Consider the following 18,219-nt stretch of genomic DNA (forward strand, 5'->3'; position numbering starts at 1 on the left):
TGAACGTTGCCGTGGAGCAAAAACAAACAGGGCACGGCATGTCCGATCATCGGCATGCCGTGCCCCCTGTGGCGTGGCGGATAACGGAGGTCAGTTGTTGAGAATGATGTGGGCGATCAGGCCGGTGGCCACCGCGATCAGCACGTAGTCGCTGCCCACCTGCACCCAGTGGTGGCCGCGCGGTGGTGCGGTGAGGCGATGGTGATGGTGGTTGACCACCACGTACTGGCGGTTGCGGTACTCGCGCGGAATGTAGTGGCCGCGCCGGAACTCCGGGCCGCGCGCGTGGTAGTAATAGTGCTGGACGACGGGGGCTGGCTGGTAGTAGCCATGGCGGAAGTCGCGGCGGTCATCCCGGCGGTGATCACGGCGATCGGCACGGTGATCGCGTCGGTCTTCCCGGCGGTCAGCGCGATGGTCCTTGCGGTCATCCCGGCGGTCGGCGCGGTGGTCCCGACGATCATCCCGACGGTCCTTGCGGAAGTCGTCCCGGTCGCCCCTGCGGTCATCGACATGCTGAATGGCGGCCGCTTCTGCGCGAATCACGCGCTGCATCGGGCCTTGCGCGAGGGCTGCGCTGCTGATGCCGAGCGTGAGGGCTGCGACAGCAAGGGCAAAAAAGTTTCGGGATTTCATGAGGTCACTCCTTGGGTTGGTGAGCCTTCATCTTGCGCCCCTCATGTTTCGCAAACGTAAACCGCGCCGCCCGCAAGCGCAAAGAAATGTAGCGAGATATTCGGGTGACCGGCGGAGGATTCAGCCCTTTGCTTCCGTCATGCGCTTGTGTTGCATGGTCTCCTGTGCATGCAGTTTGGCCGCGATGTACTCGCCATGGGTGACGTGCAGCAGGCCCGCCACCTTGCTGATCACGTGTTGCTCGTGGGCATCCAGATGGTGGTCAGCGTAGGCCACTTCCCACATGGCTTCAACCACGTTGATTTTCTGCTCTTGCGTGAACCGGTCGTTCAGGCTGCGCGTGAACCGCTGGTAGTCGTAGGCTGTGCGTGCCGTTTCGTGCGCGAGCTCAAACAGGCGATCGATCTCGTCGTCCTCGAGCGTGAATTTGCGGCGCAGCGCCTGGATGATGGCGTCGCGTTCGGCATCCTTCATGGCGGGTTCGGCCCGCATCACCTCCACCAGCAGCACCGCGGTGGCGAGCTGCAGCGTGTGTGCCTCTTCGGCGGGCGACAAGGCTGCAGAGCCGCTGAGCGAGGTGTTCAGTTTGTCAAAGAGATCTTTCAGGGTCTTGAGCATGCAGGGTGTCCGATCAAGCGATTTCGTTGTTATTGCGCGTCGCACGGTGTCGATGGAGGTCTTTGCGCATTCATAGGTTCCCTCGCGCGCAGGCCCTAGTCTGTGTGAGACCAGACCAGCAGCAGGTTGTTGGCGGGCATGGCATGGCGCGCTTTCAGTTGAAGCCCCGCCAATGCGGCTTGCTCGGCGACGGCTTCCACGCAGCGAATGCCCCATTCCGGGTGGGTGGCGCGCAGGCTTTCGTTGAATCGCAGGTTGCCTTCCGACGTGGGCACATGGTCTTCCAGGTAGGGCCCGTAGGTGATCAGCACGCCCGCCGGTCCGAGATGCCGCGATGCCCCCTGCATCAGCGCGGCGCAGGTGGCCCAGGGCGATATGTGCAGCATGTTGGCACAAAAAATGGCATCGAATGGTGCCTCGAATTCTGGGCCCTCGCTGGGCCAGGTGGGCGAAAGCACATCCAGCCGCTGGGCTGCACACACGTTGCCAAGGCCCGCTTCCCTGACGCGGGCATCGATCACGGGCAGCATCGCGGGTTCCTGGTCTGTAGGTTGCCAAGTCCACGCGGGAAGACCCGCTGCGAAATGCACGGCATGCTGCCCGGTGCCTGCCGCGATTTCAAGTGCCCTGCCTTGTGCGGGCAGCACGAGGCGCAAGACCTCCAGAATCGGTTGCTGGTTGCGTTCGGCGGCAGGGCTGAAGGGAAGCTCGCTTGTCCGGGCACCTTCGCCTTGCGGGCTGCGGAAGGCGCTTGCTTGGGGATGGTCGCTCACTGGAGTACCTTCGCCCTTCGGGCTGCGGTGCGAGCTTGCTTGGGAGCGGCCCGGCGCGGCGCTCATGCATCAGCCCTCGCACGCACGCCTTGCAGCCATGCACCCAGGGCAATGCCGCACAGCGCCCAGAGCAGGCTCCAGTTGCCCGTGCCCAGGCCGGCGATGGCCGGCCCCGGGCAGACGCCGCACAGACCCCAGCCCACACCGAACAGGGCCGAGCCCTGCAGCGTGTCGCGGTTCCAGCGGCTGACGTGGTGGTGAAAATGACCGCCCAGCAAGGGGCGGGCGAGCAGGCGCGGCAGCAACTGGTAGGCCAGGACGGTCACCATCACGGCACCACCCATGACCAGCATCAGGCCAAAGTCTTCAAAGCGCAGAAAACTCAGCACTACCTCGGGCCGCACCATGGTCGAGAGCGCCAGCCCGAAGCCGAAGAGGGCGCCACCCGCCAGCACAGCAAGGAATTTTCCTGGACTCATGTCAGTTGCTCCACCGCGCAGCGCGCGACCCACAACGCATGAAGGGGTCCAACCCAGGGGCACCGCCGGGCCGGCTTTGCCGGACGGCCAGTGCCGCCCCCTTGAGGGGGTGACGCGAAGCGGCGCGGGGGTGTTTCATCCTAACCTCCATGCGACCAGATGGGCCGTGATGAAGGCGGTGGCCATGAAGGTCAGCACCGCCAGCAACGAAGGCCATTGCAACGAACCAAGACCACAGATGCCGTGACCCGAGGTGCAGCCATTGCCCAGGCGGGCGCCATAGCCCACGAACAGGCCGCCCACCAACAGCATCCACGCCGGCACCTCGGTGGACTGCGGTGTGCCCTCAGCAACAATCCACCACCAGGCCAGCGCGCCCAGGATGAGCCCGGCCGCATACACCAGCCGCCAAGCGCGAGAACCCTTGAAGCGCTCCTGCTGGAAAAACGGCCGGTTCGATACGAACGACCAGGTGCTGGAGAACACCGTGCTCATGCCGCCCACCAGACCTGTGAGCAGGTACAGCAGCGCCACGCCGGTGCCAATGAAGAGGCCGCCCAGCAGGTAGTGCTGCCAGCCCAGTGGAAAAAGGGTTTGTGTGAGGTCCATGGGAAGCATTATGCGGAGCACCCGTGTGGCCTTTTTACGGTGACCCTGCTCGCGGTCCGGTATGGCGCGCCACACCCAGAGGCCTGCATCAAAGCTGGCGGTCTGGGCGCCTCAGCGCTGGGGTGCTGCCCTGCGCAGCTGCTCCGGCGTACCGGACCACACCTCGAAGAACCCTTCGCTTTGACGCACCTGCAGCCAGGTGTCCCAGCGCGTGCGCGACAAGGCTGGGTCAGAGACCGCCAGCGAGTGCTGTTCCACCCCCACGCTCAGGCTGCCGCCGCGGTTTTTCTCAGGGGCGGCCTGGGCTTGTCGCACAAGGGTCTGCACCCGCCGCAATTCGGCCTGTGTGTCCGGGGGCATGCTGTAGAGCAGCCAGCGTCGCCCCGCTGGCGGTGCTTTCAGGCCCAGCGTGGCGCTCGACGCCACGGCCAGCTGCAGCGAGAGTCTTTTGTCGATGGGATCGAAAGCGACGGGGTCGCGTGGCGTGAGTTTCACGATCAGCCGGGGCACTGCGCCTGGGGGCGGCACCAGCCGCGCATCCACCTGCAGCGCCACCATGAATTCGGCCGGGTTGGCATCCAGCAGCGACTCGGACAATTGCGCCAGGCGGGGCAGCGAACGCAGGGGAACACCGCTGCAGCCGGCGAGTACCACACTCAGTATCAGGCAGGTGAAAAAACGTTTCATGGGTCTTGACAGAGACTGTTAAACAGATTTTAATTATTTTAAAACAATAATTTATTGTCAATCGACAATCACTTCATTCATCGCTCCCTCTGCTCACGCCAGGAAGGTCCACCATGCACCCCACCACCGACACCCCCACCACCGCCCGCCCATCCGATCCGCTGCACCACATCCGCCGCACCAGCCGCCTCATGGTCTGGGCGTGCTGGGCGTTCATCCTGTTGCTGCCGGTGACACTGGCGGTGTACTGGGCCGTGGCCGGTGATGGGCTGCTGGCTGGTCACGCCAATCTGCCTGCTTCAGCCATCGGTGTGCTCTTGCAGCCCTGGCAGCGGCTGGCGGGCGCGGTGGTCATGGGGCTGCCGCTGGCCTTTTTGCTCGCAGGACTGTGGCAGGCTAAGCGCTGCTTCGAGCAGTTCGCACAGGGTCGCGTGTTCACCCGGCAGGCCACCGATTTGCTGCGCCGCTTCGCTGGCTGGGTGGCCGCCGCCGCGCTGGCCGCCATCGTGGCGTCGGCCGCGACCTCGGTGCTGCTCACGCTGCACAATCCGCCGGCCATGCGCCACCTGGCGCTGGGCATCGGCTCCAACCATCTGTTCACCTTCTTCTTTGCCGGCGTGGTGTGGCTGATGGCGGCGGTCATCGGGCAGGGTCAGGCCCTGGCCGAAGAAAACGAGCGTTTTGTCTGATGCCCATCGTTGTTCAACTCGATCTCATGCTCGCTCGGCGCAAGGTCAAGTCCAAGGACCTGGCCGAATTCGTCGGCATCACCGAAGCCAACATGTCCTTGCTCAAACAAGGCAAGGTCAAGGGTGTGCGCTTCGAGACGCTCGAGAAAATCTGCGAATACCTGCAGTGCCAGCCTGGTGAGTTGCTGGTTTACCAGCCAGAAGACGATTCGCCCTGAGAATTCACTGGCTTCGATCGTCGGACGTCTGGACCCACCCCTGCATGCACACCCTTGACCAACTGCGCAGCGGCGCGCTCACTGGCACGCGCCGGCTCGATTTGAGCTGCGGCCTGACCGAACTGCCCTCCGAGGTGCTGGCCCTGGCCGACACGCTGGAGGTGCTCAACCTCACCGGCAACCGCTTGAGCACCCTGCCGCCCGAGCTGGGGCGCCTGCGAAAGCTCAGGATCATTTTTTGCTCCAGCAACGCCTTTACCGAACTGCCCGAGGTGCTGGGCGATTGCCCCGAGCTGGAGATGGTGGGGTTCAAGGCCAACCGCATCGAACACGTGCCCGCTGCGGCGCTGCCGCCGCAGCTGCGCTGGCTCATCCTGACAGACAACGCCATTGAGCAACTGCCTTCTGAACTGGGTCTACGCCCTGCCATGCAGAAACTGATGCTCGCGGGCAACCGGCTGAGCGCCGTGCCCCCTGGCCTGGCCGATGCGCATTCACTGGAGCTGCTCCGGCTGTCCGCCAACCGGTTCACCGAGTTGCCCCCCTGGCTCACGCGTTTGCCGCGTCTGGCCTGGCTGGCGGTGGCGGGCAATCCGCTGGGTTGGCAACACGCTCACGCTCAGCGCCTGCCGCGCCTGCCCTGGCACCGGTTGCGTTTGGGCGACCAACTGGGCGAGGGCGCGTCCGGGCATATCCATCGGGTGCATCTTCTGGCTGAAGATTCAGCGGATCAGTCCCTGGCGCTGAAGTTGTTCAAGGGGTCGGTCACCAGCGACGGTCTGCCGGAGCACGAGATCGCGGCCTGCACCGCCGCCGGTCACCACCCAGCGCTGTGCACGCCGGTGGCCGAACTCACGGAACACCCCGACGGCACGCCCGGGCTTTTGATGCCGATCATGCCGCCCGAGCTGCGCAACCTGGCGGGGCCGCCCAGCTTCCAGAGCTGCACGCGCGACGTGTATCTCGATGGCTTTGCGCTGGGCGCCGGCGACGCACTGCGTGTGGCCAGCCAAATGGCGCAGGCGCTGGCGCACCTGCACCGGCGGGGCGTGATGCATGGCGACTTCTATGCCCACAACATCCTGTGGAATCCCGCCAATGGCGAAGCCATGCTCAGCGACTTTGGTGGCGCCAGCCTGTTGCCCGACGATCAACCCGTGTTGCGGCGCGCATTGCTTGCCCTGGATGTGCGGGCCTTCGGGTACCTGCTGGAGGAACTCGCGATGCATGCGAGGCCCGCCCCAGCCGATGGCGCGCTGGATGCATTTGATGAAACGCCAATGACCGGGCTCGCCGAGGCCTGTCTGAATCTCGATCCGGTTGCCCGGCCGACCATGGAGGAGGTGGCCGATGTACTTGACTCAGCAGGCACACGCCCGAACTGATTCGGTAAGGCTGGGCGATGGGGTTCCCACCCTCACGCTCACAGTGGTTGATGGGTCGCGTGCGCCTTGCGCCAACTGGCCGGCGTCATCTGGTGTTCGCGCTTGAAGGCGCGATGGAACGCGGGTTCTGACTCGTAGCCCGCTTCACCGGCAATGCGCGCGATCGGGTCGGTTGACTCCAGCAGGCGGCGCGCGGCATGCTGCATGCGCCACCGGGCCAGGTAGCGCATGGGCGGTGCGCCCAGCAGGTGGGAAAAGCGATCGGCAAAGGCAGAGCGTGACAGGCCAACCTCGCGCGCCAGTGCTTCGGTGGTCCAGGCGCGGGCGCATTGACCGTGCATCAGCGCCAGTGCGCGGCTCACCATCGGGTCACGCAGCCCGGCGACCCAGCCAGTGGCGGGTGCTTGCGGGTCTTGCAGGTACTGGCGCACCGCTTCCACAAAGAGCAGCTCGGCCATCTTGCCCAGCATGGCCGGCGACATGCCCCCCCCGCAGTCGGGCGTAAAACCGCGTGAGGCGAAGCGCAGCGAACTCTCGATCCATTGGCTGGCGGCCGCATCGGCCACGGAAAGGCGCATCACCCGGGGCAGGGCGTGGAGCAGCGGGTCGTCCGGCTGGTTGTGGCCGAGAAAGCCGCAGAAGAAACGAGTGTCTCTGTCGCCCTCACCATGCACCAGGCGGGCAAGTCGGTGCCCATCACCCGGCTGCATCAGGTCCGCAGCATTGATCGGCGCGGTGTGCAGATCGCTGCCGATGCGATGCCCGTCGTTGCGCGGCAGGATCAGCAGATCGCCGCCCCGCGCAACGATCGGGGCTTCGCCTTCGACCTTCAGCACCAGCTCACCCTCGCACACGAAGTGATAGGCGATGAAATGCCGTGGCACGGGCTGGAAGCCCACGCAGTCACCGGGTTCGACCTGAGAGAGCACACACCAGGGAGAAGAAAAAGCGGCTTCCAGAAACACGCCGCCTGTCAGGCGCATGGCGCGCAGCAGTTCGCTCAACGGGTCGGCGAGGGGCGAGTCCGGCATGGGCGGCGTATCGGCGACAAAAGTCGGCGTTTCGGGGATGGCGTGGCGGGAAGGCCGTCCGTAGAGTACATCCACCGGCACCGCGGACGCAACGCTGCCCAGTCAGGCCGGGCCTTTTAACCAACACTTTCCAAACGATTTCAGGAGCATCGACATCATGATCACAGACAGTCAGGGGCACGCGCTCAGCGGTGCACAGGCCGGCGCCACTGAGGCATATGAACAGGCTGTGCGGGCCTTCCAGCTGTACCGGGGCGACCCCATGGGCAGCCTGGAGCAGGCGATCACCACCGCCCCGCAATTTGCCATGGCCCACATCCTCCAGGCCCATCTGCTGGCGCTGGCCACGGAGCCCGCTTGCGTGCTCATGGCGCAAGAGGCGCTGGGCAGACTGCGGCACATGCCGCTGAACGAACGCGAAACCTCTCACGTCGCGGTGATCGAGAAAGTGCTGCAAGGCGAATGGACCGAGGCCGCCCTGGCCATGGACCAGCACAACCTGCAGCACCCTTATGACATCGTGGCACTGCAGGCCGGACACCTGATGGATTTCTATCGGGCCAATGCGCGCAACCTGCGTGATCGCCTGGCGCGCGTGCTGCCGCATTGGTGCAGCGACATGCCAGGGCACTCCATCGTGCTGGGCATGTACGCCTTCGGCCTCGAGGAGTGCGGGGACCATGCGCGAGCCGAAGCCATCGGGCGCGAGGCGCTGGACAGGGAGCCGCTGGACTGCTGGGCACACCATGCGGTGGCGCATGTGATGGAAATGCAGGGACGCGCTGAGGACGGCGTGGGCTGGATGCTCACCCGCGAGCCGTTCTGGTCTGGCGATGACAACTTCTTCAAGGTCCACAACGCGTGGCACGGCGCGCTTTGCTACCTTGATCTGGGTCAGACCACCGCGGTGCTCGCGCTTTATGACAACGTGGTGCGCAAGACGCCCAGTGCCGTGGCGCTGGATCTGGTCGACGCCTCGGCACTGCTGTGGCGTCTGCACCTGGCCGGGGTGGATGTGGGCGAGCGCTGGGCCGAGGTGGCTCAGACCTGGGACGCACACGCCGATGGCAAGCTCTATCCGTTCAACGACTGGCATGCGGTCATGGCCTACCTGGGCGCAGGGCGTGAGCAGGATGTGCAGCGTCTGCGCGACGCCATGCGCAACGCCAGCGGGACCTGCGAAGTCTCGCGCTGGGCGCTGGAGATCGGCCACGATCTGGTGGAAGGCTTTGTCGCGCACTGGCGCGGCGAACACGACCGCGCGGTGCAGCACCTGTTTCGTGGCAGGCACATCGCCAATCGCTTTGGTGGCAGCCATGCGCAGCGCGACATCATCGACTGGACACTGACCGATGCCGCCTTGCGCGCCGGTCAGCGTGGCATGGCCGAAGCGCTCGCACACGAGCGACTCGCACTCAAGCCACACAGCCCGGTCAATCGCGACATGCTGCGGCGTGCACGCACCATGGGCAGCGTGGCGGCGCCCGTCAAGGCGGGCGCGAAGGCGAAGCTGTCGCTGGCTTGACCGCAGGCGCTCAGGGCCTGTTGGGGCGGGCATACGGCCATCGCCAGAGCGCGCCCAGGGTGAGCACGGTCGCCGCCAGCAGCACCCAGCCCTGAGCGGATCCCATGGTCCAGAGCGTGGCGGCGCTGATGGCGCACCACACCAGGACCATCGCTTGCAAGGTCCACAGCAGCACGCGCCCGCTGCGGGACCGCGCCTCGGCCAGAAGCAGCCAGCCCAGCGTGGCCAGCGTCGTGGGGTCGGGCGCTGTGCCGAACAACTCGGCCTGGGCCAGGGGGCGCCCGAATGCCAGGGCAAGCAGGGGGTGCGCCAAGGTGGCCCATGCCAGCAGGGTGAGTGCGAACACGCGCCGACCGGACTGATCGGTGATCTGAAGGTTCGAGCGCGCGGCCAGGCCCAGCAGGCCAAGTGACTGCGCCGCAAAGAGGAGCGCAAACGCCTGTGCTGCCCAGTTGATGGCGGCGTAGCGTTGCCAAAGGAAGGCCCACGCCACGAACCCCCAGCACACAGCCAGACCCGCCACGCCCCATCGCAGCGAGGTCTCATGGCGCTGGGCCGGCCCCCGCAACATTGCAACCACCCAGGCGAGCAAGATGGCAGGGGGCAGCAGTTGAAAAGGCCACAGTGCGGTGTTGTGCAGCTCGAGCTGGCGCCAGTAGGTCTCCGGCGCGAACATCAGGAAGTCCGATGGCCGGTAGGTCCACCATTCGCTCATGTGATGCCAAAGGGTGCGGGTTGCGACTGACGCCGGGTCACAGCGCCGCCACGTCGCGCGCCATGCGCGAGCGAAGGGCGGCATCGGGCATGCGGCCTGTTGCGGCGCCCATGTTCTGGCGCACATGGGCCACCTGCCGGGTGGCGGGGATCGCGCAGGTCACCGCCGGGTGCGTGACGATGAACTTCAAGGCCACCTGGGCCCAGCTGTCGCAATCGATGTCGGATGCCCAGCCGGGCAAGGGGTGCCTGGCCAACTGGCGCAGCAGCGCGCCTTCACGAAACGGCCGGTTCACGATCACGCCGATGCCGCGTTCCTGCGCCAGCGGCAGAATGCGCTGCTCCACCTCGCGGTCGAGCAGGTTGTAGCTGATCTGGACGAAGTCGATCGGCTCGGTGCGCATGATGTCTTCCAGTTCCCGGTGGCGCCGGCCTTCTGATGTGGAGATACCCACGTACCGCAGGTTGCCGGCCGCTTTCATGTTCAACAGGCGCGGCAGGTGCGCCTGCCAGCCCAGCAGGTTGTGCACCTGCATGAGATCGAAGCGTGGCACCCCCCAGAACACGCGCGAGGCTTCCATTTGCGCGCGGCCCCGGTCGGCGTCACCCACCCAGACCTTTTCGGCAGAGAACAGCGAGGCCGGTTGACCCAGGCGAGCCAGCGCGTGGCCGATGGTGGGCTGTGAGGACCCGTACATCGGCGAGCTGTCGATCATGCCGCCGCCCGCGTCGAAGAAGGCGCGCACCACCTCGGCTCGGGCGTCCCGCGCTGCGGGGTCGTTGCCCACGTTGAAGGTGATCCACGTGCCCAACCCCACCACCGGTAATGCCTCGCCGGTGGAGGGGATGGTGCGTGTCATTAGAGGGGCGTTGCGCCTGGCTCCGGCGCTGGTCTGCGCGGCCACACCCAAGGCCAGCCAGGGCAGTCCGGAAAGTGTGACAGCCTGCGCCAGCCAGGTCCTGCGGGTCGAAGCCATGCCTTTGTGCGCAGATGTGTGGTGGTGTTTCATTTGTGCCAGGGCTTGAACGGCGGCGAACTTTTCAGAGAACGGCCCATCGCATGAAGTTCCTGCAACTGCACAGGCAATGGGGAAAGCATGGGGCGCAGATTGCCCCTCTCCAGCGTGGGCTGGCGCACCGACGCGTCACAGACAATGCCGTATGGTGATCGCGTGGGGCCATGCGCCCCCGCTAATTCAGAGAGGCCACATGGCGATCATCGCCAGGTGCTTTCTGGCCAACAAAAAGGAGTTTCCATGTCTACTCACGTTCTTTCCACCCACTCACACCTTTCCTCCATCCGTCGCTTGCGCGTGATCGCGGTGGGCGCCGCCATGCTGGTGGCCTCGGTGGCGTGGGCGCAGTCAGGTGCTGCAGGCGCCCGATCGTCCATCGAGGCCACCTACCAGAGAGACCGCGCAGCCTGCATGGCCAGCGACTCTCAGCATGAACGCACCAGCTGCCTGCGCGAAGCCGGAGCGGTGCGCGCCGAAGCCTTGCGCGGCGTTGGGCGTGGGGGTGAATCCCAGGAGACCCTCATGCGCAACGCCCTCGAACGGTGCAAACGACAGCCCGCCGATCAACAGGCCATCTGCGAGCGCATGGTGCGGGGTGAAGGTTCCGCCACCGGTTCGGTGGAAAGTGGCGGCATGATTCGCGAGCTCACGATCATGGAACCGGCAAGACCCGGCACCCCTTCACCGGCGCAACCTCCCATGGCATCTCCACCTCCCGCACCAGGCGCTGCCCCTCTGGCACCACTGCCTACACGCTGAAGGTCTCCCCGCCAGGCCCTGGCTGACAGGGGCCTGGCCGTGCGGGTCGATCAGATAGCATCGCCTGCATGAGCACCCAATTCGAGAGCCTGTCTTCCGTCGACCTGTACACCGAAGCCTTCAACGTGGACATGCCAGCGTTGCCGGTGGGCAAGGACGTGTGGCCACGCAAACCCGGGGTGTTCATCCGCTTGAAACGGGTCGAGCCAGCAGAGCCGCCTGAAGACCCGTCGGGCGACAAGCCCGAAAAGGTGGCAGAGGTCGGGCAGTTCGGCCTGGTGCCCACCTGGGTCAAGTCGGCGTCTGACGCCAAGCTGCGTTCGACCAAGCTGGTCAATGCCCGTGCAGAGGCCGTGACCACCTCCAACAATTTTCGTGGCGCCTGGCTGGCGGCAAAGCGCTGCATCGTGCCGATGATGTCGTTTCTGGAGGACGATTTCCGCAGTGGCAAGGCCGTGCCCACGCGCATTGCCCGGGTGGACGGCCGGGCCATGGGTGTGGCCGGATTGTGGGAAAGCTGGAGCGGTGCAGATGGCACGACCATTGTCAGTTTCTGCCTGCTTACCGTGAACGCGAACAGCCATGCACTGATGCACCGCTACCAGCAACCCGGTGCTGAAAAGCGCATGCCCGCGGTGCTCAACGAGGGGGGCTACGACGCATGGCTGAGCGCCCACCCCGAGAAAGCCCGAGAGTTTCTGCGCGCTTACCCGGCCAACTGGCTCACCGCCAACCCGGTGCAGAAATAGGTGGTCCGGGGACTGTCCTGAAAACCGCCGAAAACGAGGCCTCAGCTCAGGGGTGAGGGCGCGGTCAGCACGTCGTTTTCGATGCTCGGGCGATTCGCGGACGCATCGGCCACGGCCCTGTGTTCGGCGTCATTGAGCACGTCCAGCGGCGCAGCGCGCGTGGGGTCCACCGTGACCACGCCCATGCCCAGACTGGGCCTGAACACCTGCCGTGTGTGCTTGCCGTCCGTGACGATCATGGGCTGACCCACCATGTTGCGAAGGCGTCCCACCGTTTCGTTCACGGGAGGCTGATGGCGGTCGGTGTAGATCACCACCACGAAGCAGCGGGGGTGGTAGAGCCCCACCACGCACCGGAATCCCGCTGCCCTGCGGATCCGGGCCGACACGGTGACCTGAATCTGCTGCTCGATGGTGGAGCCACCGGTCTCGGTGAGTTCGTAGAGGTTGTTCAGGTGCAGGCACACCACCGTGCACTCGCCCTGCAGGCGGGCGGTTCTCCAGAAGGCGTGTTCCATGTCGGCAATCAGCGCCGCACCGGTGTGCAGACCGGTGGCGGCGTCCGATCCCGGCTCCAGGCGCGACAGCCGGGCCAGCAGACGGGCCTGCCGGTTGCGGATCACGCCCAGCACCGAGGCGATCAGGAAGAAGGTCACCGTGATGACCGCCGTGAACAACTGGGACACCATGCCCAGCCCGGGAGCATCCAGACCATGAAGATAGTGGCCCAGGACCATGGCGGCGAGGCAGGCAATCGCCAGCAACATCCAGGGTGCCAGTGGATCGCCCAGTTGAGTGGCGCGCATGACGGCCGACAGCGCCAGCAACACGGGCACCATGTTCACGACCGCCGCACTGATGAGCAGGGGACGAACATGTGCGAGGTCGGCCTGCGTGGCCGTGAGGGCCAGCGCCATGCCGGCAAAGAGCAGCAGACTGGCGCCCCAGGTCGTGATTTTGTGGACCTGCGCATCTTCGCGCACACCGCCCAGCCAGGTCCCAATGAAATACAGACCCATGGCGCCGGCCATGGGCCCCAGACTGGCCTTGAGCACGACCATCAACCGACCCGGCAGAAACGGGAAAAAAGCTTCCAGCAAGCCCGTCATCACCACGCAACTGGCGCCGGTGAAGACCACGAACATCAGGTTGCGGGCAGCGGCGACCGTGCGGTGGTTGATCACGTCGCCCAGCGCCAGGCCTGCGAGGGTCAGCAACCCCCCCAGCATGGCCGACCAGATCGCAACTTCGGAAACAGGCATCGAAGGATTATGGTTCGACAGATGCCACACTTCTGCGACATATGTCACGTCCAGCCCGCTCTTGGGCCCCTCCTGAAACCCCCTGGATGGGCTATTGAACATGTCCCGAAGGCGACCGGAAGTCGCCTGCAAGGCTCAGGGTATACGCGAGGAGCCGCTGGCGTTATGAAGCATGAAGTTCTATAAAACTAGCCGGCGCCCCGCCTCAAAAAAGCACCGTCTGAAAGGCGGTCACAACCCAGGAGACATCACATGTTCTTATTGCGTGCCCGCCCGGTCGCGGCCATGTTGGCGTTTGTGTGGATTCCCGTGGCCGCCCTGGCCGACGGTGTTTCGGTGCGCTACGACAGCGCACACAGCCCCTTCCCGAGCAATCGCCTCACGGTGCTCGATTTTTCCAACGCCACCTTCCGCCGGGTCAACCTGCCCAAACCCGACTGTGCGGTGCGGGTCAATGACTGTGCCGACATTGACGTGATCAACACTCTCGACGGCTTCTCGACGCAGCCGCGCATCACCATCCCTTTCACCGGCGACATCGACGTGTCGACCGTGACCAGCGACACCGTGTATCTCTACAACCTGGGCGACACCTTGACCTTGCGTGGTTTTGGTCAGAAGGTCGGTATCAATCAGGTGCTCTGGGACCCCGCCAGCAAGACACTGGTTTTTGAGCCCGACGAACTCCTGGCCGAACGCTCACGCTATGTGGTGGTGGTGACCAACGGTGTGCGCGACGCCAGCGGGAAAAAGCTCAAGATCAGTGATTCCCTGCAAGGCTGGCCGGGCCAGGGTCATGGCAAAGGCAAGGACAAGGCAACGAGGGGCGCTCCTTTTCAGCAGGGCGACCTGGACTACCAGCGCGAACTGCGTGATGCCACAAACGCCGTGCGAAGCCGAAGCAGGGGTCTCAATGTGGTGGCTGCTTCACTGTTCACGACCCAGACCACCACCGGCGATCTGGTCAATGTCATGCGCCAGATCAAGGCGAAGAATCCCGCACCGGCCAGCTTCGAGATTGGCGCATCGGCTGCTGGCGGGGTGCGCACCGTGTTTCCGGTGTCAGACATCCAGGCGATCCAGTTCAACCGGCAGACCGGCGTGCAGGCGTTCACGCCTTCGTTCCTGCCCACACCGGCACTCGACGTGGTGAGCGGCGCCGTGGGACGGGTGGCCTATGGCAAGTTCTCGTCGCCCAACTACCAGACAGCGGCCCGCTACATACCGCCCACGCCTTCGCTGACCGGCAGGCCGTCACCTCAGGGCAGCCATGAGCTGGTGTTCCAGCTGTTCCTTCCCAGTGGCACCGCCCCCAACGGTGGCTGGCCGGTGGCGATCTTCGGGCACGGCTTCACAGACAGCATGTATGGCGCTCCCTGGACCGTCGCATCGGTATTTGCGTCCCGTGGCCTGGCCACACTGTCGATCAATGTGGTGGGCCACGCCGGAGGACCACTGGGCACCCTCAACGTGATTCGCAACAGTGGCTTGCCGGTGTCGTTGCCCGCCGGTGGCCGCGGTTTCGACCAGAACGGCGACGGCAACATCGAGTCCACCGAGGGTGTGAATGCCGCCGCGCCGTTCGACATCATCGGCAGCCGCGATGGTCTGCGTCAGACCGTGATCGACCTCGTGCAGACGGTGCGTCAGGTTGAAGTGGGCATGGACGTGGACGGCGACGGCCAGACCGACCTGAACCCCAGGCGCATCTACTACGCGGGCCAGTCGTTCGGCGGCATCTACGGCACCATGCTGCTGGGGGTCGAGCCCAACATCCAGGCCGGTGTGCCCAACGTGCCCGGCGGGTCGATCACCGAGGTGGCCCGCCTGGGCGGTTTCCGCCTGCTGACCGCGGGCGCACTGGCTTCTCGCCAGCCGCAGTTGCTCAACCTGCCGCCGCTGCCGGGCGTGCCGTTTCCGTTCAACCTGGTGTTCAACGAGAACATGCCGCTGCGCGACCTGCCACCGGTGACCAACGACGTGCCGGGCGCCCTGGCCATCGCCGAGGTGCTGGACCGCACGGAATGGGTCCAGCAATCAGGCAACCCGGTGTCGTATGCGCCTTTGATCCGCAAGCAGCCCGTCCATGGCCACCGCGCCAAGCCGGTGATCATTCAGTTCGCGAAGGGCGACACCACGGTGCCCAACCCCACCAGCACCGCGATCGTGCGCGCAGGTGAGCTGCAGGACCGCACCACCTATTTCCGCAACGATCTGGCCTATGCGGCCAACAACGCGGTGAGCAAGAACCCGCACACCTTCCTCACCAACATCGGCTCCGCCGCAGGGCAGGCTTACGCCGTCGGTGCGCAGATCCAGATGGCCGAGTTCTTTGCCAGCAACGGTGCGCTGGTCATCGATCCTGATGGTCCGGGGCCGTTCTTTGAGGTGCCGATTGTTCCGCCACTGCCCGAGGGTCTGAATTTCATTCCCTGAACCCGACAACGCGCTTCCCAGGCGTGCAGGGAATGAAAGGGGTACGGACGACCGTGCCCCTTTTTTCCTTCTTGGCTTCAGCGCAACAGGCGCGACAGCGGCGTGGTGCAGTTGGCGCTGGGCAGGCGCTCGTGCGCGCGGGCCTGCAGGGCGTCTGCGCGCTGCGGGTCGGCCGCCACCCCTTCGCCGTGTCGCAGCAAGGCCGCCAGGCGGCAGTCGCCCCAGGGCAGGCCTGCGTCAGCGGCCTGCTGGTACAGGGCGGCGGCCCGGGCCGCGTCGGCCGGCACCCCCAGTCCCAGGTAGTGCATGTCGCCCAGGTTCACCATGGCTTCGGTGTTCTTGAGATCGACTGCCCGTTGAAAGTAGTTCACGGCTTGCGCCGGGTCCACGGGCACGCCGCGCCCATTGCGGTACATCAGGCCCAGGTTGTTGGCGCTGCGCGACTGGCCACCTTCCGCAGCCCGCTGGTACAGCGGCGCGGCCATGGCCGGGTTGGCTTCGCTGCCCAGGCCCTCTTCCCACATGGAGGCCAGGTCGTGGGTGGCGTTGACATGACCCGCGTCGGCGGCCTTGGTCAGCCAATGCCGCGCCTTTTCGTGATCGGGTGGCGTGTAGGTGCCATGCAGATGGGCCGATCCCAGCTGGAACTGCGACTCCAGCTTGCCGGCTTCGGCCGCGCGCGTGAGCCAGTGCATGCCCGCGCCCACATCGCGTGCACCGGCGTAGCCGTTGAGCATGAACGCGCCGGTGTTGTGCATGCAGTCCACCTCACCCAGGGTGGCACCCTTGAGGTAAGCGGCAAATGCGCGCTGCCTGTGGAGGGGATCGTCCCGCTGCTTGAGCAGCAGATCACCTTGCTTGCAGTGCGCCCCAGCGTAGCCGCCCTCGATGGCACGCTCGAACCAGCGCAGGGCGGCGGGCACGTCCTGCGTCACGGCTCCACCCATTTGCAGCATCACCGCCACGTTGAACTGCGACTCTGCATGGCCGGCTTCCGCCAGGGGCAACCAGCTCTGAAACGCCGCAGCGTCCTGATGCACCTTGAACTGCTCCACGCCCTTGTCCCGCAGGGCCATGCCAGCAGGTGTGAGTTGGCCGTTGATGACCCAGTGCTCGGGCGCGTGGGTGGCGGGTGCCGTGAGCGGTTGAGGCACTGGCACGGGTACAGGCACCGGAGCCGGAGCAGGAGCAGGAGCAGGAGCAGGTGTTGCTGCCGCTGCAGGTGCTGGAACGGGTTCCGGCGAAGTGTGGGGTGAGGTCTGGCACCCTGCGATCAGCACCGCGCTGGCGACCCACAAGAGCCTGACGCGGAACGATGCCAATGGCACCAGCGGGTGCTTCGAATGGGTGTGCATGGACATGGTGGGACGCATGTGCGGGTGTTGATGCAGAAGGGTGTTCGGGTCAGGTGCTGTCTTTGCTTGCGGTGGGTGCGGCACTGTCCGGCTTGGCCAGCACGTCGCTCACCTGTGCGGGCTGCCCGCCGGTAGCAGAGGGCGTTTCGGCTGTTTCGCGTCCCGGCCCCAGCAGCACCGCGAACCAGCGGGTGCGTGCGTCGCTTTCCGCAGCGATCTTGACCGCCATGGTCAGCGGGCCGGACAACAGCATGCCGACCGGACCGAGCACCCAGCCCCAGAACACCAGCGAGAGGAACACCACCAACGTGGACAGGCCCAGGCCTTTGCCCATCATCTTCGGTTCGACCACATTGCCAAACACCATGTTGACGACCACGAAGCCCGTGAGCACCAGCACCACACCGGTCGGGTCCAGTGCCACCATGGCCAACAGCACGGCTGGAACGGCCGCAATGATGCTGCCGATGTTGGGCACGTAGTTCAGCAGGAACGCCAGCACGCCCCAGAGCAACGGAAAGTCCAAGCCCACCAGCCACAGCCAGATGGCAATAGTGCCACCCGTGAGCAGGCTCACCACTGTCTTGATGCGCATGTACTCCTGCAGCCGCTGAGAAAACTCCTGAAAAGAACCTTGCACATCGGTGCGGTCACCCAGGGCCCTGCGCACCTTTTCCGGGAACCCGGCGGCTTCAAGCATGATGAAGACCACGGTGAGAAAAATCAGGAAAAAATTGGCCAACGCAGTGCCGATGCCGCCACCGATCTGCCGCACAAAACCGAGCGCCGCCGCCGGGTTTAGCAGGTCCTGCACGGCAGTACGTCCCGCGTCGATGCCCTTGCCCTGCAGCCAGTTGGTGGTCGAGATCACCATCGCCTGAACGCGCTCCTGGTACCCGGGCAGGGCCGCATAGAAGTCGTCAAAAGAGCTGCCCAGGATGGCCGCCAGCGGCAACCAGATCAACACCAGACCGAACGACAGCAACACCATGGCCACCGGCAACGGCACGCGCCGGCGTGTGAGCCAGTTCAGGGGCGGCATGAGCACCGTAGCCAACATGGCCGCGAGCAGGAAAGGCACCACCACCGGGGCGGCCATCTTCAACCCCCCAATGACGATGACCAATGCCGCTGCGCTCAGCAGCAGGCTGATGGGGCCGGGGGATGTGCGGGGGGATTCAGGCATGTGTGCGTCAACAGGCGTGTGAAGAAGGGCGCGATGCGCGCAACTGGCCGATGTTAGTTCGGTTTGCCCTTCAGGCCGTGAGCCAGGTCCGT

19 protein-coding genes are annotated in these 18,219 nt (G+C 65.3%); 7 read left to right on the forward strand and 12 right to left on the reverse strand.

What is annotated here, in order from left to right:
• Window positions 1–90: 90 nt before the first annotated feature.
• The 6 genes from J2W49_RS00110 to J2W49_RS00135 all read right to left on the reverse strand — a co-directional run bounded on the left by J2W49_RS00110 (window position 91) and on the right by J2W49_RS00135 (window position 3,802).
• Window positions 91–636 carry an RcnB family protein gene (locus tag J2W49_RS00110; RefSeq protein WP_310310282.1) on the reverse strand — a complete coding sequence of 182 codons (546 nt, stop codon included), beginning with the start codon at window positions 634–636 and terminating at the stop codon, window positions 91–93.
• Between the two features lie 120 nt (window positions 637–756).
• Window positions 757–1,254 carry a tellurite resistance TerB family protein gene (locus J2W49_RS00115; protein ID WP_310310283.1) on the reverse strand — a complete coding sequence of 166 codons (498 nt, stop codon included), beginning with the start codon at window positions 1,252–1,254 and terminating at the stop codon, window positions 757–759.
• A gap of 95 nt (window positions 1,255–1,349) precedes the next feature.
• Complete coding sequence (locus J2W49_RS00120; protein ID WP_310310285.1) at window positions 1,350–2,027, reverse strand: DUF938 domain-containing protein; 678 nt, start codon at window positions 2,025–2,027, stop codon at window positions 1,350–1,352.
• 62 nt (window positions 2,028–2,089) lie between these two features.
• A complete protein-coding gene (locus J2W49_RS00125) occupies window positions 2,090–2,506 on the reverse strand; it encodes a DUF6691 family protein (RefSeq protein WP_310310287.1) in 417 nt (138 codons plus the stop codon).
• A gap of 135 nt (window positions 2,507–2,641) precedes the next feature.
• A complete protein-coding gene (locus J2W49_RS00130) occupies window positions 2,642–3,115 on the reverse strand; it encodes a YeeE/YedE family protein (RefSeq protein WP_310310289.1) in 474 nt (157 codons plus the stop codon).
• Window positions 3,116–3,226: 111 nt separating this feature from the next.
• Window positions 3,227–3,802, reverse strand: a complete 576-nt coding sequence (locus J2W49_RS00135; protein WP_310310292.1) for a hypothetical protein — start codon at window positions 3,800–3,802, stop codon at window positions 3,227–3,229.
• 113 nt (window positions 3,803–3,915) lie between these two features.
• Between J2W49_RS00135 and J2W49_RS00140 the strand changes: the two genes are divergently transcribed.
• Genes J2W49_RS00140 through J2W49_RS00150 form a run of 3 tightly spaced genes read left to right on the forward strand, consistent with a single transcriptional unit; the run spans window position 3,916 to window position 6,094 of the window.
• The gene (locus J2W49_RS00140) at window positions 3,916–4,491 is read left to right on the forward strand and encodes a DUF2975 domain-containing protein (RefSeq protein ID WP_310310294.1); all 576 of its coding nucleotides are present in this window, start codon (window positions 3,916–3,918) and stop codon (window positions 4,489–4,491) included.
• Complete coding sequence (locus tag J2W49_RS00145; protein ID WP_310310296.1) at window positions 4,491–4,709, forward strand: helix-turn-helix domain-containing protein; 219 nt, start codon at window positions 4,491–4,493, stop codon at window positions 4,707–4,709. The genes J2W49_RS00140 and J2W49_RS00145 overlap by 1 nt, the downstream gene beginning before the upstream one ends.
• A gap of 44 nt (window positions 4,710–4,753) precedes the next feature.
• Complete coding sequence (locus J2W49_RS00150; protein WP_310310298.1) at window positions 4,754–6,094, forward strand: leucine-rich repeat-containing protein kinase family protein; 1,341 nt, start codon at window positions 4,754–4,756, stop codon at window positions 6,092–6,094.
• A 38-nt stretch (window positions 6,095–6,132) separates the two neighbouring features.
• Here J2W49_RS00150 and J2W49_RS00155 read toward each other — a convergent pair whose 3' ends face one another.
• Complete coding sequence (locus tag J2W49_RS00155; RefSeq protein WP_310310300.1) at window positions 6,133–7,125, reverse strand: AraC family transcriptional regulator; 993 nt, start codon at window positions 7,123–7,125, stop codon at window positions 6,133–6,135.
• 157 nt (window positions 7,126–7,282) lie between these two features.
• Between J2W49_RS00155 and J2W49_RS00160 the strand changes: the two genes are divergently transcribed.
• Window positions 7,283–8,650 carry a tetratricopeptide repeat protein gene (locus J2W49_RS00160; protein ID WP_310310302.1) on the forward strand — a complete coding sequence of 456 codons (1,368 nt, stop codon included), beginning with the start codon at window positions 7,283–7,285 and terminating at the stop codon, window positions 8,648–8,650.
• Between the two features lie 10 nt (window positions 8,651–8,660).
• On the opposite strand, the gene J2W49_RS00165 is transcribed toward J2W49_RS00160, so the two are convergent.
• Together J2W49_RS00165 and J2W49_RS00170 are read right to left on the reverse strand one after the other, a co-directional pair.
• Window positions 8,661–9,365: a DUF6064 family protein gene (locus J2W49_RS00165; protein ID WP_310310304.1), complete on the reverse strand. Its 705-nt coding sequence runs from the start codon at window positions 9,363–9,365 to the stop codon at window positions 8,661–8,663.
• A gap of 37 nt (window positions 9,366–9,402) precedes the next feature.
• Complete coding sequence (locus tag J2W49_RS00170) at window positions 9,403–10,341, reverse strand: aldo/keto reductase (RefSeq protein ID WP_310310306.1); 939 nt, start codon at window positions 10,339–10,341, stop codon at window positions 9,403–9,405.
• Window positions 10,342–10,620: 279 nt separating this feature from the next.
• Here J2W49_RS00170 and J2W49_RS00175 point away from each other — a divergent pair, with 279 nt between their 5' ends.
• A complete protein-coding gene (locus J2W49_RS00175; RefSeq protein WP_310310308.1) occupies window positions 10,621–11,139 on the forward strand; it encodes a hypothetical protein in 519 nt (172 codons plus the stop codon).
• A 68-nt stretch (window positions 11,140–11,207) separates the two neighbouring features.
• Window positions 11,208–11,888: an SOS response-associated peptidase gene (locus J2W49_RS00180; protein WP_310310310.1), complete on the forward strand. Its 681-nt coding sequence runs from the start codon at window positions 11,208–11,210 to the stop codon at window positions 11,886–11,888.
• Between the two features lie 41 nt (window positions 11,889–11,929).
• Here the strand turns inward: J2W49_RS00180 and J2W49_RS00185 are convergent, their stop codons facing one another.
• Complete coding sequence (locus tag J2W49_RS00185) at window positions 11,930–13,150, reverse strand: hypothetical protein (protein ID WP_310310311.1); 1,221 nt, start codon at window positions 13,148–13,150, stop codon at window positions 11,930–11,932.
• Between the two features lie 252 nt (window positions 13,151–13,402).
• Between J2W49_RS00185 and J2W49_RS00190 the strand changes: the two genes are divergently transcribed.
• The gene (locus J2W49_RS00190; protein ID WP_310310313.1) at window positions 13,403–15,586 is read left to right on the forward strand and encodes an Ig-like domain-containing protein; all 2,184 of its coding nucleotides are present in this window, start codon (window positions 13,403–13,405) and stop codon (window positions 15,584–15,586) included.
• Window positions 15,587–15,663: 77 nt separating this feature from the next.
• Here J2W49_RS00190 and J2W49_RS00195 read toward each other — a convergent pair whose 3' ends face one another.
• Window positions 15,664–16,746: an SEL1-like repeat protein gene (locus J2W49_RS00195; protein WP_310310315.1), complete on the reverse strand. Its 1,083-nt coding sequence runs from the start codon at window positions 16,744–16,746 to the stop codon at window positions 15,664–15,666.
• A 244-nt stretch (window positions 16,747–16,990) separates the two neighbouring features.
• The gene (locus J2W49_RS00200) at window positions 16,991–18,127 is read right to left on the reverse strand and encodes an AI-2E family transporter (RefSeq protein WP_310310318.1); all 1,137 of its coding nucleotides are present in this window, start codon (window positions 18,125–18,127) and stop codon (window positions 16,991–16,993) included.
• Window positions 18,128–18,219 lie beyond the last annotated feature (92 nt).

The organism is Hydrogenophaga palleronii, assembly GCF_031457455.1.
GTDB lineage: Bacteria > Pseudomonadota > Gammaproteobacteria > Burkholderiales > Burkholderiaceae_C > Hydrogenophaga > Hydrogenophaga palleronii_A.

What these genes read in the sequence shown, in the direction of transcription:
- J2W49_RS00110 (WP_310310282.1), bottom strand. Translation starts at nt 636, where the DNA reads ATGAAATCCCGAAACTTTTTTGCCCTTGCTGTCGCAGCCCTCACGCTC.
- J2W49_RS00115 (WP_310310283.1), bottom strand. Translation starts at nt 1,254, where the DNA reads ATGCTCAAGACCCTGAAAGATCTCTTTGACAAACTGAACACCTCGCTC.
- J2W49_RS00125 (WP_310310287.1), bottom strand. Translation starts at nt 2,506, where the DNA reads ATGAGTCCAGGAAAATTCCTTGCTGTGCTGGCGGGTGGCGCCCTCTTC.
- J2W49_RS00130 (WP_310310289.1), bottom strand. Translation starts at nt 3,115, where the DNA reads ATGGACCTCACACAAACCCTTTTTCCACTGGGCTGGCAGCACTACCTG.
- J2W49_RS00135 (WP_310310292.1), bottom strand. Translation starts at nt 3,802, where the DNA reads ATGAAACGTTTTTTCACCTGCCTGATACTGAGTGTGGTACTCGCCGGC.
- J2W49_RS00140 (WP_310310294.1), top strand. Translation starts at nt 3,916, where the DNA reads ATGCACCCCACCACCGACACCCCCACCACCGCCCGCCCATCCGATCCG.
- J2W49_RS00145 (WP_310310296.1), top strand. Translation starts at nt 4,491, where the DNA reads ATGCCCATCGTTGTTCAACTCGATCTCATGCTCGCTCGGCGCAAGGTC.
- J2W49_RS00150 (WP_310310298.1), top strand. Translation starts at nt 4,754, where the DNA reads ATGCACACCCTTGACCAACTGCGCAGCGGCGCGCTCACTGGCACGCGC.
- J2W49_RS00155 (WP_310310300.1), bottom strand. Translation starts at nt 7,125, where the DNA reads ATGCCGGACTCGCCCCTCGCCGACCCGTTGAGCGAACTGCTGCGCGCC.
- J2W49_RS00160 (WP_310310302.1), top strand. Translation starts at nt 7,283, where the DNA reads ATGATCACAGACAGTCAGGGGCACGCGCTCAGCGGTGCACAGGCCGGC.
- J2W49_RS00165 (WP_310310304.1), bottom strand. Translation starts at nt 9,365, where the DNA reads ATGAGCGAATGGTGGACCTACCGGCCATCGGACTTCCTGATGTTCGCG.
- J2W49_RS00170 (WP_310310306.1), bottom strand. Translation starts at nt 10,341, where the DNA reads ATGGCTTCGACCCGCAGGACCTGGCTGGCGCAGGCTGTCACACTTTCC.
- J2W49_RS00175 (WP_310310308.1), top strand. Translation starts at nt 10,621, where the DNA reads ATGTCTACTCACGTTCTTTCCACCCACTCACACCTTTCCTCCATCCGT.
- J2W49_RS00180 (WP_310310310.1), top strand. Translation starts at nt 11,208, where the DNA reads ATGAGCACCCAATTCGAGAGCCTGTCTTCCGTCGACCTGTACACCGAA.
- J2W49_RS00185 (WP_310310311.1), bottom strand. Translation starts at nt 13,150, where the DNA reads ATGCCTGTTTCCGAAGTTGCGATCTGGTCGGCCATGCTGGGGGGGTTG.
- J2W49_RS00190 (WP_310310313.1), top strand. Translation starts at nt 13,403, where the DNA reads ATGTTCTTATTGCGTGCCCGCCCGGTCGCGGCCATGTTGGCGTTTGTG.
- J2W49_RS00200 (WP_310310318.1), bottom strand. Translation starts at nt 18,127, where the DNA reads ATGCCTGAATCCCCCCGCACATCCCCCGGCCCCATCAGCCTGCTGCTG.